12 protein-coding genes are annotated in these 17,484 nt (G+C 61.4%); 8 read left to right on the plus strand and 4 right to left on the minus strand.

Annotation, left to right across the window (positions count from 1 at the left end):
- Positions 1-85 precede the first annotated feature (85 nt).
- Positions 86-445 (plus strand): IS66 family insertion sequence element accessory protein TnpB, encoded by a 360-nt coding sequence (gene tnpB, locus B9N88_RS30910; RefSeq protein ID WP_019412232.1) that lies wholly within the window; start codon positions 86-88, stop codon positions 443-445.
- A gap of 18 nt (positions 446-463) precedes the next feature.
- Positions 464-1,996 (plus strand): IS66 family transposase, encoded by a 1,533-nt coding sequence (locus B9N88_RS30915; RefSeq protein WP_027604575.1) that lies wholly within the window; start codon positions 464-466, stop codon positions 1,994-1,996.
- Between the two features lie 30 nt (positions 1,997-2,026).
- Here B9N88_RS30915 and B9N88_RS30920 read toward each other — a convergent pair whose 3' ends face one another.
- Both B9N88_RS30920 and B9N88_RS30925 read right to left on the minus strand, forming a co-directional pair.
- Complete coding sequence (locus B9N88_RS30920; RefSeq protein ID WP_143491284.1) at positions 2,027-5,605, minus strand: hypothetical protein; 3,579 nt, start codon at positions 5,603-5,605, stop codon at positions 2,027-2,029.
- 100 nt (positions 5,606-5,705) lie between these two features.
- Positions 5,706-6,722: an AraC family transcriptional regulator gene (locus B9N88_RS30925; protein ID WP_027607883.1), complete on the minus strand. Its 1,017-nt coding sequence runs from the start codon at positions 6,720-6,722 to the stop codon at positions 5,706-5,708.
- Positions 6,723-6,890: 168 nt separating this feature from the next.
- Between B9N88_RS30925 and efeU the strand changes: the two genes are divergently transcribed.
- The 4 genes from efeU to efeO (B9N88_RS30945) are packed head-to-tail and all read left to right on the plus strand — an operon-like array spanning position 6,891 to position 11,112.
- A complete protein-coding gene (gene efeU / locus B9N88_RS30930) occupies positions 6,891-7,736 on the plus strand; it encodes an iron uptake transporter permease EfeU (protein ID WP_027607884.1) in 846 nt (281 codons plus the stop codon).
- A gap of 10 nt (positions 7,737-7,746) precedes the next feature.
- The gene (gene efeO, locus B9N88_RS30935) at positions 7,747-8,949 is read left to right on the plus strand and encodes an iron uptake system protein EfeO (protein WP_027607885.1); all 1,203 of its coding nucleotides are present in this window, start codon (positions 7,747-7,749) and stop codon (positions 8,947-8,949) included.
- A 14-nt stretch (positions 8,950-8,963) separates the two neighbouring features.
- Positions 8,964-10,268 carry an iron uptake transporter deferrochelatase/peroxidase subunit gene (gene efeB / locus B9N88_RS30940; protein ID WP_027607886.1) on the plus strand — a complete coding sequence of 435 codons (1,305 nt, stop codon included), beginning with the start codon at positions 8,964-8,966 and terminating at the stop codon, positions 10,266-10,268.
- A 25-nt stretch (positions 10,269-10,293) separates the two neighbouring features.
- A complete protein-coding gene (gene efeO, locus B9N88_RS30945) occupies positions 10,294-11,112 on the plus strand; it encodes an iron uptake system protein EfeO (RefSeq protein WP_027607887.1) in 819 nt (272 codons plus the stop codon).
- Between the two features lie 36 nt (positions 11,113-11,148).
- Here efeO (B9N88_RS30945) and B9N88_RS30950 read toward each other — a convergent pair whose 3' ends face one another.
- Both B9N88_RS30950 and pssA read right to left on the minus strand, forming a co-directional pair.
- Positions 11,149-14,547 (minus strand): hypothetical protein, encoded by a 3,399-nt coding sequence (locus tag B9N88_RS30950; protein WP_027607888.1) that lies wholly within the window; start codon positions 14,545-14,547, stop codon positions 11,149-11,151.
- A gap of 359 nt (positions 14,548-14,906) precedes the next feature.
- Positions 14,907-16,250, minus strand: coding sequence for a CDP-diacylglycerol--serine O-phosphatidyltransferase (gene pssA, locus B9N88_RS30955; protein WP_027607889.1), 1,344 nt, complete (start codon positions 16,248-16,250; stop codon positions 14,907-14,909).
- A 125-nt stretch (positions 16,251-16,375) separates the two neighbouring features.
- On the opposite strand from pssA, the gene B9N88_RS30960 reads away from it, so the two are divergent.
- Positions 16,376-16,939, plus strand: a complete 564-nt coding sequence (locus tag B9N88_RS30960) for a TetR/AcrR family transcriptional regulator (protein ID WP_027607890.1) — start codon at positions 16,376-16,378, stop codon at positions 16,937-16,939.
- 54 nt (positions 16,940-16,993) lie between these two features.
- Complete coding sequence (locus B9N88_RS30965; protein WP_027607891.1) at positions 16,994-17,473, plus strand: nuclear transport factor 2 family protein; 480 nt, start codon at positions 16,994-16,996, stop codon at positions 17,471-17,473.
- The last annotated feature ends 11 nt before the right edge of the window (positions 17,474-17,484 follow it).

Raw genomic sequence — 17,484 nt, forward strand, 5'->3', positions numbered from 1 at the left:
GTAAGCGCTCCATGAACCCCACATTCAAAGTCACCATCTGATCCCCGATGCTGTGCTCCCGATTCCTTTCCGGAGCCAGCACCTCATGATGCGTCCCGACGCAAAAGTCGAAAAAGTCTATCTCTACCCCAAACCCGTCGACTTCCGAAAATCCATCGATGGCCTAGCCGCTCTGGTCGAACTGGACATTAAGGTCGCGGTGTTTGACCCGGTACTTTTCGTGTTCCTCAACAAGCCTCGAAACCGAGTGAAAATTTTGTATTGGGAGCGTAACGGTTTTTGCCTTTGGCTAAAGCGGCTGGAGTCCGAGCGCTTCAAAACATCGCCGGATTGTTCGGATGAAGCCATCGTGCTGACGGTTCAAGAACTCAACTGGTTATTGGATGGTTTTGATTTGTGGCGCAACCGCCCGCATCAAGTTTTGACGCCTCGATTTGTCGCCTGATTCGGTATAATCCAGGGCATGATTTCCATGCCCAAAGACCTTCCTGACGACCCTGCTTTGCTCAAGCAACTGCTTGAGCAAATGCTGAGTGAGCGCGAGTCGGATAAGGGCAAGATCGTTCATCTCGAAGAAGAAAACGCGTTGTTGCGTCAGCGCCTTTTCGGGCGTAAGTCAGAGCAGACAGCCGATCCCGCGACCCCGCAAATGGCCTTGTTCAACGAAGTTGAAAGCGTGGCCGAGTCTGTCGACGAAACGGTGGAAGAAGAGGTTGTCGCTCCGACCAAACATCGCGGTAAACGCAAGCCTCTGCCCGCCGATCTTCCGCGCATCGACGTCATCCACGAACTGCCCGAGCACGAACTGACCTGCGCCTGCGGTTGCCGCAAGCACACCATTGGTGAGGAAATCAGCGAGCAGCTGGAGATCGTGCCGATGCAAATCCGTGTGATCAAACATGTCCGCAAGATCTACGGTTGCCGCGATTGCGAGACCGCACCGGTTACCGCGGACAAGCCCGCTCAACTGATTGAAAAAAGCATGGCCAGCCCAAGTGTCCTGGCGATGCTGCTGACGACCAAATACGTCGATGGCTTACCGCTTCACCGCTTCGAAAAAGTGCTGGGCCGCCACGGTATCGATATCCCACGCCAGACCTTGGCGCGCTGGGTTATCCAGTGCGGCGAACACCTGCAACCCTTGCTCAACTTGATGCGGGATCGACTGCTGGGAAGTCGCATCATCCACTGCGACGAAACGCGTGTACAGGTGATGAAAGAGCCTGATCGAGAGCCGACCAGTCAATCCTGGATGTGGGTGCAAACCGGCGGACCGCCTAATCAGCCTGTGATCCTTTTTGACTACTCGACCAGCCGGGCGCAGGAGGTTCCGTCGCGCCTGCTCGAAGGTTATCGCGGCTACCTGATGACCGACGATTATGTTGGTTACAACGCCTTGGGCGCGCAGTCCGGTGTCGAACGTTTAGGCTGTTGGGCCCATGCACGACGCAAGTTTGTCGAGGCGCAAAAGGTGCAGCCTAAAGGTAAAACCGGGCGTGCCGATATCGCCCTGAATCTGATCAACAAGCTGTACGGTATCGAGCGAGATTTAAAAGAAGTCGGCGATGAACATCGCCACGAAAGCCGACAGCAAAACAGCTTGCCGGTGTTGGCCCAATTGCAAACATGGTTGGAGAAAACCCAGCCACAAGTGACGGCGCAAAATGCACTGGGCAAAGCCATCAGCTACTTGGCCAGCAACTGGATCAAGTTGGTGCGCTACACCGAAGCCGGATATTTGCCGATCGACAACAATGCGGCCGAGCGTGCGATCCGGCCCTTCGTGATCGGGCGCAAGAACTGGCTGTTCAGCGACACGCCCAAAGGCGCGACGGCCAGCGCTCAACTTTACAGTTTGGTCGAGACGGCTAAAGCCAACGGCCAAGAGCCCTATGCGTGGCTGCGCCACGCCCTTGAGCGCCTGCCACAGGCAACCTCGGTTGAAGATTACGAAGCCTTGCTGCCGTGGAACTGTTCGCCCGCATCGCCTAGCTAAGCGCGCCGCCTATTTTTGAACAGGTGGGGTTTATGGAGCGCTTACGTTGTTTTTAGCCTGGTCCAGCAACGCAATGCCGAACAGGGTCGAATCGGCGTTATGCGCCTGGGGCGCCTTGGCGAACAAGCTCAAGGTCGCCTCCTTCACCTCGTCACCCAAGTGGCGAAAGTGCTTGGGGTCCGTGGTGTTCCCCAGGTTGAGCAGGTCTGCAATGTCCTCGCGTCCGCCTTTGATCGCGCCGGAATAGACATAATCCTCATCACCGGGAAAACCATGGGCCTGCTCATGGATCAGTGTGTTGGCCATGGCATCGTCGCTACTCCCCATGCTGCGGTAATAGTCCGTGGCGCCGTTCACATTCACCTCTATGTATTTTTCCTGGCGATAGCCTGCTTTGTAACGGCTATAGGACGACGGCAGGAGCTGGGCCTGCCACTCCGAGCCTTCGTTTTCGAGGAAGTTGATGTTGGAAAGATCCAGCTTGTCCAAGTCCACTTTCATGGTGCGCTGCTTGCGTGTAAAGGCAGCCACGACCTCCTCGGAATCCGCGCCGAAGAAGGTTTTGCACACGAATTTGAGGTCTTTCTCGAACTCAGGATCAGACAACGCACTCAAGGCACCATGGAGTCGCTCCCGGGCGATGGGCAGTGCTCGTTCAATGGCTTGGCGGCTTTGCTCAAGAGGGCTTGTCGCGGCGGGCGCTTCGGCGGTCTCCAGGGTGGGCAGTCGAGCCGGGTCGTGCGGACGCGGTTGCTCACCGTCAACGGAAGGCCTGCGCATTTTCCGGGGACGCTCGGTGGCAAAAGGCGGCGCGCCCAGTTGCTCCTTCATCGCGGTCTTCCAGGTCGCACGGAGCTCCCCCAGCGGCCTGCCAAGACGAAACACAGGGCGGCTGCTCAACCATTCGTAGCCTGCCTGTAACGGCTGCTCCAAACCCGCAACAGGGTTGAACAGGTTATTGCTCAGCGCACCAAACGCTCTGGTGGCCGCCGACATCTTGGACAAGGCAGTCTCTGCCCGACTGACAGCCTGCGCCCCTTCCACAACCTCGCCAGCGACCACGGAGCCGATCATCACGGCGTCGAGCGCACAGCCGGTGAGCGCGCCCAGCTCGGTCTTCACGCGCCCGGAGGCGATGTCGTCGTAGCATCCCTTGAACGGAATAAGCAGGTCTTCAATGGTCTTGACCGCTTCCTGCGTGCGCGCCTCGAAACGCTCACGCGGCGTCGTGCCCATGGCGGAGTCCAGCAGTTCCTGGCGATTGAGCACCAGGTCATGGCGCCGCACATAGGCGGCAAAATCCCTGGTTTTCTGCGAAAAGTATCCGCCGTCTGCCAATGATCCGCGCCCGCTGCCGGCCGGCAGGGTCTCGCGCAGGGCGCGTATCTGTACCTGGGACTCCCTGGCCCCATGGCCGTCCGCGTGGGATTGCAGTTTCGTCACCCACACACGGGGCACCTGCGCTTCGCCTCGGGCCAGTGCCTTGAGGAAATCGGGACGCTCGAAGTACTCGCCCCTCAAGGGCCAAAACTCAAAACATTTCGCATTGTCACCCTGTCCCGCCTGGACGATAAAACCATAGCGCCCCTTTACCCGCTCCGTTTGTTCCGCCGCACCGCTGATGGCCTTTCCTTCGGCGGTGATGGACTCGCCCTCGACCCGGTAAAACGTCAGTTCTTCTCGCTCCAGCAGCTGTCGGTCCTGATAGGGCATTTTGCTGAACAGGTCCTTGAGACGTGTGGTGATGGCTGAGGTGAACGTGTCGACCTCCGACTTTACCGAGCGGTCGAGCATGTCTTTGGTAAACCGAAGCCGATTAAAACCCGCCTGCAGGTCGGCGAGCTCTCTACCTATGTCTGCCGTAGTCCCGCCAAAGGGGCCGTTGGCCACTTTTTGCGCATACCCACCGTTCTTCAACGCCCCCATCATATGCAGGTCGATCAAGCTCAATTCATGGGAGGGATCAGCCATGAAAAAAGGCATCGGATAGGTATCTCTCTGCACGGGCTTATCCAAGTCCCGCCCTGGGAACACCGCCTTGAGGTCCGCCTGGGCCAAGGCTCTGCGCGTCACGGGAGGGGTCTGCAGGACCGCAGTGGCCTTTTGAGTGGTCTCGATATAGTCCTTGTATTTGCCCGCGCTCTTGCGCAGATCTTCCACGGTGTAACGGTCATCGGCACGGCCCGCGATCACGCCATTGAGCACGCCCCAATCCAGCAACGGATCTGCCTCGGCCGCCTGGAACAACGGCACCAGTGCGGGTGTTGGAGGCTGGAGAGCCGCGCGCTCCAGCACTTGAGCATAGGTCAGGGTCCGACTCGATCCTGGCGCGTGGGCTTCAAGCAGGGCAACGGTTTTCCTCAACACCAGCCAGGCGGGAGAACCGATATGCACGGTGTCGGGGATATCCCGCACCAGAAACTCCGGCGCGACAGTCGCCAGGAATAGATGGCTGACAACCTCCACGGCGTCCGGACTCACGCCTTTGCGGTGCACCAGGTGCATGTGCAGGTCTTCGCGGGCATCGGCCATCTTGAGCCCGGCATTTTGCAGCGAGTACAGGTCATACCCCGCCACGTGATTTCTCTGCTGCCCCAGGTGCGGATCAATACGCAACAGATGGGCGGTAACCTGCAACTGATTGAGCTGCTGTTTGCGCCAACCATCGTGGGGAGCGTTCAGCCCTTCCAGCAAGCGGTGCTGGCGGTACACATTGAGATTCTTCTGGCTGCGTAACCGCCCAAGGATGTGCGCATCGACGTCTCCGGAAAGAGGCGGCTGCTTATCCAGCCACTGCGGGCCGACGAAGCGTTCAAAGGACCCAACCAGCGTTTGGCGGTCTTGCTGGCTGAGTTTCAGCGGCGAGTCCAGCGCCAGCCAGGGCCCGGTATAGTTGCCCATCGGCGGGCTGGAGGGAAGCGGATGGCGCTGCCAGCCAATCAGGTTGCGAATGACCTTGGCCGAGCGCGGGACATCCTGCCCGTCGGCGTTGGGCAGCGTCACGCGCAGCATCTGCAATGCATCGACTTCGCCCGTGGAGTGCAGAATATGTCCGGTGGTTTGCGCCATGTCCAACAGCGTGTCGAAGCGTTTCTTCAAGCCTGGCCGGGCGGATACAGAGTCGCTCAAATCGATCCAGCGCCCTGCACTGTCCAATACCTCCAAGCGTCCATCGAAGATGCGTAGATGGGCAGTCTGGCTGTCGATTCCATATTTTTCCAAGGCCGCCTGCATGCCGGGACGATTTGCCAAAGCGGCCAGGGCCTTGCGCCCACGCTGTACATCGGTCGCCAGCGTGGATCTCGTGACGCTTGAAAAGCGGATCTCGGCGAGGTCGATAGTGTCCTGATCCGCCTTGCCCTGCACGTGGTGCTCCAGGGCAGCGATCCAGCGTTCCTTATTTCTGGCTTCCAGTATCGCCGTGTCGAGCAGGGCTTGCGAAAAATCGCTGATGCCCTGCAATTGGCCTGGAATGTGATGAACCAGCGTCGAAGGGCGCAGCAAAGGCTCCGGACGGATGACCTCTGGGGAACGATCTGGCTGAATCCCGGCGGCCGTGGATGGCAAACCCACTGCAACAGGTTCAGGCGTAGCAACGACCTTGGACATCAGGAGAACTCGCTTTCACGATTGAAGAGTGTCTACCCTGCCCCGGAACATGAATGGATGGGATCGGAAAAGTCCTGGCCGCCAGCAGCCTGTGCGCGACTCAACGAGGTTCCCCCAGGATCAAACTGCGGTAATGCCCAGGATTGGACCCCACCCACTTGCGAAACGCCTTATAAAACGAACTGGTATCGGCAAACCCCAACCGCGCCGCGATCTCGGCAAAGCTGATCTGCGGTTCGGCCAGCCAGACAATCGCCAACTCCTTGCGCACGCTGTCCTTGAGTCCCTGGTAGCTCTGCCCTTCTTCCGCCAGGCGGCGGCGCAGCGTGGAAGCGGAGATACACAGCGTGGCCGCAAGGCCCTCGGTTTCAGGCCAGGTGTCGGGAGGCATTTGCCGCAGGTCGTGCTTGATGCGCGTAGCCAGGCTGTCGGGGTTGCGGTATTTGACCAGGATGTTGGCCGGCGCATGGGCGAGGAAGCGCTTGAGTTCTTCCGGGCTGCGCTTGATCGGCAGGTCGAGGCAGTCGGCGGAGAAGATCATCCGCGTGCGTGGCCGATCAAAACGCAGGTTGTCGGAAAACATCACCTGGTAGTCATCGCAAAAGTCCGGCTGCGGGCAGCGCAGTTCGATGGCCAGGATCGGGATGCGCCGGCCTGCCAGCCAGCAGGCGACGCCGTGCACGATCATCCAGTAGGTGAAATAGGTGAATGCGCGCTTGGGCGCTGGCTCGGGTTCTTGCAACACAATTTCCGCCAGGCTCTGTTGGCGCACCAGCTGGGCTGGCAGGTGTTCCAGCATCAGCGAGAGGAACCCCAGGCCGGTGTGCAGGCCCGATGCCAGGCTGGGCTGTGCAATGGCGGCGCGACAAAGGAACTCGAGGCTACCGGACTTGAGCTTGCGCGGGTCCATGCCGAAGAACTCATCGTCCATGCGCCTGGCCAGCAGACGCCACAAACGGGCGTAGGCGGTGGCCGGAACCCGGGCGTCGGGTTGCTCCAGCAATGCTGGATCGATCCCGACCTTGCTCAAGGCTTCGACGGTGGCCGGCCCCGGTGCGCAGCTCTGCAACAAGGCCTCGCGCACGAGATGGATGGAGATGGTGTCTTTTTCCGACATGGGAGGTTGGGCAATCCGGCGGCGCTATCGATGCCGCGCATCATAAGGTGGCTTGCGATTCGCCACCACCGTTCAGCCATTGTTCAGCAAACGTCAAGTTTTCCTGTTTAGCAATGAGTATCATTATGTTACAACTTAGCTTCCTATCTACTTAAGCTGCGGTGCCCGATGCTTGTTCCCTTTTTAATCATGCTGCGCGAAGGCATTGAAGCCGCGCTGATCGTCGGCATCATCGCCAGTTACCTGCAACAAACCGGCCGCGGCCAGTGGATGCCGGCGGTGTGGATCGGCGTGTTCCTCGCCGCGGCCCTGGCCTTGCTGGTGGGCGGTGGCCTTGAACTGGTCAGTGCCGAGTTTCCGCAGAAACAGCAGGAATTGTTCGAAGGCATCGTCGGCCTGGTCGCCGTGGGCATCCTCAGCTCCATGGTGTTCTGGATGCGCAAGGTCGCGCGCTCCATCAAACATTCGCTGCATGCCTCCCTCGATCAGGCGTTGACCGGTTCCAAACACCAGGTCACGGCGTTGATCCTCATGGTGTTCTTCGCCGTCGCTCGTGAAGGCCTGGAAACCGTGTTCTTCCTGCTGGCGGTGTTCCAACAGAGCGAAGGCCCAGGCGCACCGATTGGCGCCCTGCTCGGCCTGGTCCTGGCGATCATCGTCGGCTTCCTGATCTACACCGGCAGCATGCGCCTGAACCTCGGTGCATTTTTCCGCTGGACCGGCCTGTTCATCCTCGTGGTCGCCGCCGGCATCCTCGCCAATTCGGTGCAAGCCCTGCATGAAGCCGGCGTGTGGAACCACTGGCAGACCGTGCTGTTCGATTTCAGCGCCGAGCTGCCGATGGACAGCCCGCTCGGTTCGGTACTGGCCGGCATGTTCGGCTATCAGGAAGCGCCGACCGTCAGCACCCTGGGCGCCTATCTGATGTATCTGGTGGTGGCGCTGGTGATGTTTTTCCTGCCCGCGGCACCGCCCAAGCCTGCCGCCAGCCCTTCTTCCGTTTCCAGCCAGTAAGGACCGTCTCTTGTCCAACCCAACGCCTCAACCCGCTTCGCCCCCCCGCGCCCTGCGCTGGGCGGTAGCCGGCTCGGTGGTCGTGATGATCGCCGCCGGTGGCCTGTTCTATTACGCCTCGCAACTGGCGGCCAGCAAGCGCCAGACCAACCACGATGAAATCGCCGTGACCATCCATGGGCATGCCTGCGAGCCCAATGCACTGACGGTGCCGGCCGGCCGTGCGAGCTTTCGCATCATCAACCGCTCTGACCGGGCGGTGGAGTGGGAAATCCTCGACGGCGTGCTGGTGGTCGAAGAGCGCGAAAACATCGCCCCCGGCCTGAGCCAGGTGATCAACGCCAACCTGCTGCCAGGCGACTATGCAATTACCTGCGGCCTGCTGAGCAACCCGCGCGGCACCCTGCATGTGACGCCAACCGCAGAATCCGACGCACAGGCCAAGGCCAAGCCGTCGATGGTGGCGTTTATCGGCCCGCTGTCGGAGTTTCGCGTGTACCTGAGCAGCCAGGGCAGTGCCCTGGTCAAGGCCGTGACCGCCCTGCAACAGGCGATCGACGCCGGTGACCTGGCTCAGGCGCAAGCGCTGTACGTGCCGGCCCGTGAGGCTTACCAACGCCTGGCCCCGGCCTCGCAGCGCCTGGCCGAGCTGGACAACGCCATCAACGCCCGGGCCGATTACTTTGAAAAACGTGAGCAAGACCCGGCCTTCAGCGGCTTCCATCGCCTCGAATACAGCCTGTTCCAGCAACGCAGCCTTGATGGCCTGGGGCCGATTGCGCAGCGCCTGGTCACCGATGTCACCCGCCTCAAACAGCAGTTGCTGGCACAGTCACTGCCGCCGGAACAACTGGTGAGCATCGTGGTGCGCAACCTCAACAGCCTGGCGGATGTACGCGCCATCAGCGGTGAAGAAGAGCGCTACAGCCATGTCGACCTGAATGGTTTCGCCGCCAACCTGGAGGCCGCGCACAAGGTGGTCGAACTGATGCGTCCGCTGCTGACCAAGTCCGCCGCCGACCTGCTGCCGACAGTCGACAGCGCCCTCGCCGCCTTCGATGCCGAGCTCCAGGGTTTCAAGCTCGATAAGGGCTACGCCACGTATGACAGCGTTACCGCCGATCAGCGCAAGCAGATCGCCGACAAGGCCAAGGCTCTGGCCGCCGCACTCGATGGAATCGACCCCGCCCTTGGCCTTTCCGGCCTGCAGTGAAGACGACCGCACACATGAGTGATTCAGAACAGTTTTCAGCACAACGTCGCCGTGTCCTCCTGGGCATGGCCGCCACCGGTGCCGCCATTGCCGGCAGCACCCTGACCTGCCCGGCCATGGCGGCCGCCGCCGAGCAAGTCACCACCGCACCGCGCAGCGACAAGACCCAGGACCACCACGATTTTTTCGGCCAGCACCAGAGCGGCATCGTCACCCCACGCCCGGCCTGCGGCATGCTCGTGGCGTTCGACGTCCTGGCCAGCGACCGCGAAGACCTGGAGCGCCTGTTCCGCACCTTGAACGAACGCATCGGCTTCCTGATGACCGGCGGCACCGTACCCCAGGTCGACCCGAAGCTGCCGCCCACCGATTCCGGCATCCTCGGCCCGGTGGTCACGCCGGATAACCTGACCATCACAGTGTCCGTCGGCGCATCGTTGTTCGATGAGCGCTTCGGCCTGGCCGCCGTCAAACCCAAGCGCCTGATCCGCATGGTGGGCTTCCCCAACGATGCGCTGGAACCGGCGCAGTGCCACGGCGACCTGAGCCTGCAATTCAGCTCCAACACCCCGGACACCAATATCCACGCCCTGCGCGACATCGTGAAAAACCTGCCCGACCTGCTGCTGGTGCGCTGGAAGCAGGAAGGCAGCGTGCCGCCCCAGGCACCGGCCAAACCCGGCGAACCGGCACAAAGCGCGCGCAACTTCCTGGGTTTCCGCGACGGCTCGGCCAACCCCAACTCCAACGACAACAAGGCCATGGACCAGATTGTGTGGGTCCAACCCGGCAGCGACGAACCGAGCTGGGCGGCCCATGGCAGCTACCAGGCGGTGCGCATCATCCGCAACTTCGTCGAACGCTGGGACCGCACGCCCCTGCAGGAGCAGGAAAGCATCATCGGCCGTGTGAAGACCAGCGGCGCGCCCATGGATGGCCAGAAAGAATCCCAGGTGCCCGACTACAGCAAGGACCCGGAAGGCAAGCTGACCAAGCTCGATGCCCATATCCGCCTGGCCAACCCGCGCACCCCGCAGACCCAGGCCAACCTGATCCTGCGTCGGCCGTTCAACTACTCCAACGGCGTCAATAAAAACGGTCAGCTGGACATGGGGCTGTTGTTCATCTGCTACCAGGCTGACCTGGAGAAAGGCTTTATCAGCGTGCAAACCCGGCTCAACGGCGAACCCCTGGAGGAATACCTCAAGCCGGTCGGCGGCGGGTATTTCTTCACCTTGCCGGGGGTCACCGGACCTAAGGATTTCATCGGGCGCACGCTGCTCGCTGCAACGCCTTTTCAAACCACTGCCCACACCTAAAACAAACCAGAGCGGAACACGTCCCATGAAGAAGTCGACTATCGCGTTGTCGTTGTTAATGACCCTTTCGCCGCTGGCAGCGTTTGCCGCTACCGCGCCGTTGGACCTGGTAGGCCCGGTGTCGGACTACAAGATCTACGTCACCGAAGAAATCGGCGAGCTGGTCACCCAGACCCAGGCGTTCACCGACGCCATCAACCAGGGCGACCTGGCCACCGCCAAGAAGCTCTACGCGCCGACCCGCGTGCACTATGAGTCCATCGAGCCGATCGCCGAGCTGTTCAGCGACCTGGATGCGTCCATTGACTCCCGGGTCGATGACCACGAAAAAGGCGTGACCGCCGAAGACTTCACCGGTTTCCACCGCATCGAGTACGCGCTGTTCTCCCAGAACACCACCAAAGGCCTGGAAGCCCTGACGGCCAAGCTCAACACTGACGTCAACGACCTGAAAACCCGTGTCGACGGCCTGACCTTCCCGCCGGAGAAAGTCGTCGGCGGTGCCGCTGCGTTGCTGGAAGAAGTTGCCGCCACCAAGATCTCCGGTGAAGAAGACCGCTACAGCCACACCGACCTGTATGATTTCCAGGGCAACATCGACGGTGCGAAGAAAATCGTCGACCTGTTCCGTGGCCAGATCGAGAAACAGGACAAGGCTTTCCTGGCCAAGGTCGACAAGAACTTCGCCAGCGTGGACAAGATCCTGGCCAAGTACAAGACCAAGGACGGCGGCTTCCAGACCTACGACAAGGTCAAGGAAAACGACCGCAAGGCGCTGGTAGGTCCGGTCAACACCCTGGCCGAAGACCTGTCGACCCTGCGCGGCAAGCTGGGCCTGAACTGATACGGCCTCCCGCGCCTGGCGCGGGAGGTCGTCGGCTCAACGGGTTGGCTGGAAGCCGTTCAGTGGCGTGCCGAAAGGCGCGCCGCTGCGCGGGTCAATCGCATACCAGCGGCCGTTGTATGGCGTGGCGTGCACGTCGACCTCCCGATAACGCCCCGCCTTGCCCGCTGTCGGTGTCACCACGGGCGCCTCCGTGCCGCTCGCCTGCCCGGCTGCAATCAGCAGATACGCACGCAACTTCTCCTCGGCGGTCACCAGATGCGGGACCGTCTTGCCCCACTTCATTGCCCCACCCGCCAGCAACGCCGGCAGTTTTACCAGTCCCTTGGTCGCGGCATTGATCATCTGCGGGTAACCATCCAGCGGGTTCAGCGCCGCACTGGTAAACAAACCGGACTGCTTGATGAAGTCAAATGCTCGATCGCTGAAACTCGCTCCAGCTTTCACCTGGGGCACTGCAATCGCCGATGGCTTGAGTCGTGTAACAAGCTGGGTCAGGCGGCTGGGCACCAGGGCCCTGGCCGAGCGGATCAGCGCCCGGGCCTGGCTACCCGCACCAATGGCCACGCCGACTACATCCAGTGCCAGGTTGGCCAGACCTGCGCTGATATTGCCTTGTTTGAACTCCTGATACGCCCCCACGAACGGCACGAACCCCAGTAGAAAGGCATGATCGCGTGCCCGCGCTTCACGGTGCTTCTCCAGCGGCAGTGACTCGCTTGCGCGTTGCAACATGCTTTCGGCGGGCTCGTAAAAGTTGTCCTGGGCGATCCTGTTGACGATGCTCGCTGTTTTTCGCGAACTGTAGGTGTCCGGGACGAACGATTCCGGCGTATGGCTGGGCGGTAATTCTCGCGCAGCAAATGCGCCGCCCAACGCCGACACGATCACCGCCTGGAATGCTGGGTTGGGATCAGGATGGGAACCGTTGGCATAGGCGTCCAAATCAAGGTTCATCTGCGCGCCGCGTACCACCGGTAAATACACCGGGCCATGGGGTGATGGAAAACCCTCGCGGTGAATGACGCCGTCGAGCTCCATCGCGTCGGGTAGATCCGTACGCTTGATGATCTTGCCGTTGGCGAACACCTCGAAATGCACGACCGTGGGTCCATGCTCAACGCGCATCAGGGTGCCGTGGCGCGCCCTGCTGGCGTCTTTGAGTGCGTCGGTCTCCTCGGCCTGGATCTTCCCGGTTTCCCGGCGCAAGGTGAAAAGTTCGACCTTGCCCAGTTCCAGCAACTTGCGATCCTCCAGAGGCAACTCGGCAAACATCAGCTTAAGCTTGGTGGCGTATGCGTCCTGGAGCTTTTTCCGGTGCTGGAGCACCGAGTTTTCCAGCAACTTATCCAGCTCGGGCAGACGGCGAATACGTGTATCGAGCCTGGCCCGCGCCGCCTCGGTTACCTGGGGTGCCCGCGCGTGGTGGTAAGGCGTTTTCGCCGTCGCGGGGAAAGCAGGCATGTCGTCACTGAGCACCCATTTGCCCGGTGCCAGGTCGCCGGTCATATAGGTCTCCACCAACGAGCGGGTGCGCGGTTCCGAGACCGGCAGGTTGCGACGATCCTCTGCACTGGCCACATGCACGGTCATGCCTTCCAGTTCGGCCTGGGTGATACCAGGAAACACGCGTAGCAATTCCTTGATCGCCAGCGCCTTGCGCGTCGGCAGTTCACTGCTCGCAGTCGTGAAGGCGGTGGCGACGTCTTCACGCTGGCGGAAAAATACCCGCGCAGCCTCCTGGATATCCCCCGACGAGTATCCACTGTCACTGCGCTGCCTGATACAGCCGTTCAACACCCCCCAATCAGCGATGACTTTCAAGGCATTGAGTTGCATCAGCGTCGCCTGCGCGTCACTGACGGGTTCCAGGGTGGTCAAGTCGGTGACCTGCTGTTCATTCATCATCCTCGACGTCCCTGGCGCATTGTGATCGGCCAATGCGCAGCCCAGGCGCAGCTCCATCCAGGCCGGCGTGCCGATACTCACGGACTCGGGCACATCGCGCACGAGCATTTCCGGCGCCGCCTGCGCCAGGCACACGTGGGCAGCCAACACCGCCAGCTTGGGGTCCAGGCCTTTGTTGTGCTGAAGGTGGCGCTCGATGTCACGGCGTACCTGACTGAACGAGCGCCCCATGTTCGTCGGCTGGTAGATCGGATAGCCCGCCACTTCCCCGGGCTTGTCGGACATCGAGGGATCGACGTGCAGCTTGATCGCGGCGGTTACCAGTTGCTGGAGCAGCGTCCTGGGCAGCGTCGAGTTAGCGCCCTGGCCCACCTGCCAGCGCAGCGCGCCAGCCATTTGCTCGCCGAACGCCAAGGCATCCGGGCCGTCCAGCAGCCTGTCCAGGTGAGCCTGCGGGTCGGCCTGCAACGCCTGCAATGTGACCCCGGACAATGCGCTGAACCCACGAGCCAGGGGACCGCGCAGGCGGATGTCGGCCATGGTGCCCATGTGCTTTTGATCGTCTGCGGTCAAGGTGCCCGGCTTCCACTCCTGGGGCAACAACGCGCCGTAGTCCCCCAATGGCGGCGGCGTTGGCAAGGCAGTGCGCAACCAGGCAACCAGGTTGCGCGTTTCACTCACGGTACGCGCCGAGCCCAAGCCCTTGAAATCCAGGAGCTGGCGCATGTCGTAGCGTGGCGTCGAGTACAGGGCGTTGCCCAAGGGCACGCTGAGCGCCGCCAGTGCCTCGAACTCATCGTTCAGTTCCGGTACGGCTTCCACGTAGCGGGTCAGATTCACCCAACCGCCTACCGGACTCAGGCGCTCAAGCCTGCCTTCAGACACCCTGAATGGCGCACCGGCCCAGGCGAAGCCCTCCTGCTCCAGCAGGCGAACCATTTGCGGGCACGTGACAAACCGCTGCAAACGCTCCACCGCAGCCTGGCTATGCCGGGGCAATGACGATGCCGGTGAAAGCTCGGTCTCATGATCCGACCAGTCCGTACGCGCAGTGTCCGGCAGTTCTTCAAGTTCTGCTTCAAGGCGATCGGCCAGGGCAAGGCGCTCCTCCAGTTCGCTGATCACTTGCCAGGTCTGCTCAAGGTTGCCGGCAGTGATGTGGCCGACCCCTTGGCGCGGCAGCCACAATGCGTCGTCTGGCCCGATAAAAGGCAGCCCCTGGTCCGAGGGGTCCAGCAGTTCTCGAATCGGCCTCAGGGTGCGGGAAACTTCGTTCCAGCCGGAGTTATCGGTCAGGCTGAATCTGACGGCGCTGCGTACACCATTATGGTTGGCGTAGCCCTCGATATGATCGCGGTGAAAGGTCAGGGTCGCAGGCTCAAGGCGCTGCTCGGCAATCCACTGTTGCAACGCTGGCCGGTTCAGCAGGTGTTGGTACAAGCGCGTTGCCAGGCCCGGACTGCTGTCCGGCGGCACCTCGACCATCGTGTAGCCGCTGCTTTCAGCGGCGGCAACGCGCTCAGCCAACTGAGTGTCGGCGGCGGCAGTGCGCGCCTGATCCCGGGGAGGCAGTCGCGTCCACGGGCCAGCCGCGGCCGGCGTTGCATCGGCAGTGGATCGCCGCCTGCGCAGGGTGGGTGGTTGAGTCGGTATGGGATCAGGCGCAGCAGGCACTGCGCTGGGTGGGGTGGGAAACTCCGGAACGGATGGGCGGCTGTGAGGCAGTAGCATCAACATAGTCATCGCTCTCTCGGATGAGTCCATTAAGAATGGATCCGTCCATCCGTGAACGGTGAGAGGCAATCTAAAGACGCTTATCCCAGGCTGGATATAGGAACTGTCCGATACCCTCTACGATTGCATTGCTGATGATTTCACAAGGCGGCTTAAAGGATTCGGTACAGCAATCGCTCAATCCTCACCCGGCTGACGCGACGCAGGAACTTGCCCACCGCCTGCGGATAATCCACCAGGGTTTGCAAGTCCTGGTAACGCTCGATCCGCGTGGTGTGCTGGAAGATCTGCGCCAGCTCCGTGCGTCGCGGCTCCAGCCACTGGCCTTGGGGGTCATCGACGAGCAAGGCGTTTTCCAGGTCGAGACGAAACGCCCGTGGGTTGAGGTTGTTGCCGGTGAGCAAGGTGTAGCGCTGATCGACCCACATGCCCTTGAGGTGGTAGGTGTTGTCGCCGTCGCGCCACAGGTGCAGGTTCAACTGGCCGCTGTCGATCACCGGTTGATGGCGTTTTGCGAAACGGCGCAGGCTGATTTCGTACAGGTACGGCAGTGCCGAGATCACCTTGAAGGGTTCGCTGGGCGGGATGTAGAAATCGTTGGCGGTCTTGTCGCCGACGATGATGTCTACCTTCACCCCACGCGCCAGGGCGCGGTTGATCTCCCGGGTCACCGGCAGCGGCAGGTTGAAGTACGGCGTACAGATGGTCAGTTGGTGCTGGGCGCTGGCGATCAGTTCGAGGATCACGCGGTTCAACGGGTTGTTCTTGCCCACGCCGAGCAACGGGCTGACAGACAGGTGGCCGTTGGGCAACTGCCCTGCGGTGGTGTCGTAGGCCGCGTGCTTGAGACGGCTGCGCAGGTCGCCGATGTCGTTGCGCAGGCTGCGGGTGGTCGGCGGGTTGGGCAGGTCGAGGCGGTGCACGGCCTTGGAGGCCACCAGGCCGTGTTCCACCAAGTGCTGCATGGAATCCGCCAGGGGCTGGCTGTGGATCAGGTGGTAACGGTCAAAGCGGTATTTATCGAACTTGTGCAGGTACACGTTGTTCAGGCTGGCACCGCTGTACAACACGCTGTCATCGATCACGAAGCCCTTGAGGTGCAGCACGCCGAACAGCTCGCGGGTTTGCACCGGTACGCCGTACACCGGCACTTCACTGGCATGGCGCTGCGTCATGGCCTGGTACCAGGCGCTGTTGCCCGGTTGCTTGCCGGCACCGATCAGCCCGCGCTGGGCGCGCAGCCAGTCGACCACCACCACGATGTCCAGCTCCGGCCGTGCGGCCTTGGCGGCGTGCAGGGCGTCGTAGATCTCCTGCCCTGCCTCGTCCTGCTGCAGGTACAACGCGACGATGTAGATGCGGCGGGTGGCCGTGGCGATGTTCTCCAGCAGGCAGCGACGGAACGCGTCAGCGCCGGACAGCACGTCAATGGCGTCGGGGGGCAGGGGAAAACCGCGCAGTTTGGGCAACAGGGAGCGTTTGAAGAACGACGGCATAAGGCTCGCAATGGGTCGAATCCGAAGAGGCCCCGAGCTTACACCATGGGGGTGCTCAGGTCTCGCAGTGGCAGAGAGTAAAATTCCTGTTGACCAAGAAGAACGATCGTTCTACTTTAGCAGCCATGAACGATATGACCCCTAATGAAACCCGCGACATTATCCTCGACGTCACCGAGAAGTTGATCTATCGCCACGGCATCGCCGCCACCGGCATGGACTTCCTGGTGAAAACCGCCGGCGTCTCGCGAAAAAGCATTTACCGTTACTTCGCCAATAAAGATGAGCTGGTGATCGCGGCCCTGCAGCGCCGTGACGAGCGTTGGATGCACTGGCTGCGCGCCGAAGTGGAGCGCGTCGATGGCAGCGGCGCACGCTTGCTCGCGCTGTTCGACGCGCTCAAGGCCTGGTTCGGCTCGGCGGATTTTCGCGGCTGCGCCTTTATCAACACCAGTGGCGAAACCGGCGACCCGCACGACCCGGTCCGCCTGCTGGCCAAGGCCCATAAACAGAAACTGTTCGAGTACGCACTCGAACTGTGCCAAGCACATGGTACCCCCGACCCCGAACGGCAGGCCGCGCAACTGCTGATCCTGATCGATGGCGCCATTACCGTTGCCCTGGTCATGGGTGATTCAACAGCTGCCGATAATGCGCAATGCATGGCGCGAACGTTATTGGGACTGTGAACGCACCCGCCTGGCAACTTTCGATAACGCTGTATGGTTTTGAGGAGCCGCCTGATGTCATCTACCGCAGAAACACGTCCGCCCTTGCCGCCGTTTACCCGTGAATCGGCGATTGAAAAAGTGCGCCTGGCCGAAGACGGCTGGAATTCCCGCGACCCGCATCGGGTGTCGCTGGCTTACACCCTGGACACGCAGTGGCGTAACCGCGCCGAATTCGCCCATAACCGCGAAGAGGCCAAGGGCTTTCTCACCCGGAAATGGGCCAGGGAGCTGGAGTATCGGCTGATCAAGGAGCTATGGGCCTTTACCGACAACCGCATCGCCGTGCGCTATGCCTACGAATGGCACGACGACTCGGGTAACTGGTTCCGCTCCTATGGCAATGAGAACTGGGAGTTCGACGAGAATGGCCTGATGGCCAATCGTTTTGCCTGCATCAACGACCTGCCAATCAATGAGAGCGAGCGCAAGTTCCACTGGCCGCTGGGACGGCGCCCGGATGAGCATCCGGGGTTGTCCGAACTCGGGCTTTGACTGAAGCCGCA

This window comes from Pseudomonas sp. LAMO17WK12:I1 (assembly GCF_900177315.1).
In the GTDB taxonomy this organism is placed as follows: domain Bacteria; phylum Pseudomonadota; class Gammaproteobacteria; order Pseudomonadales; family Pseudomonadaceae; genus Aquipseudomonas; species Aquipseudomonas marginalis.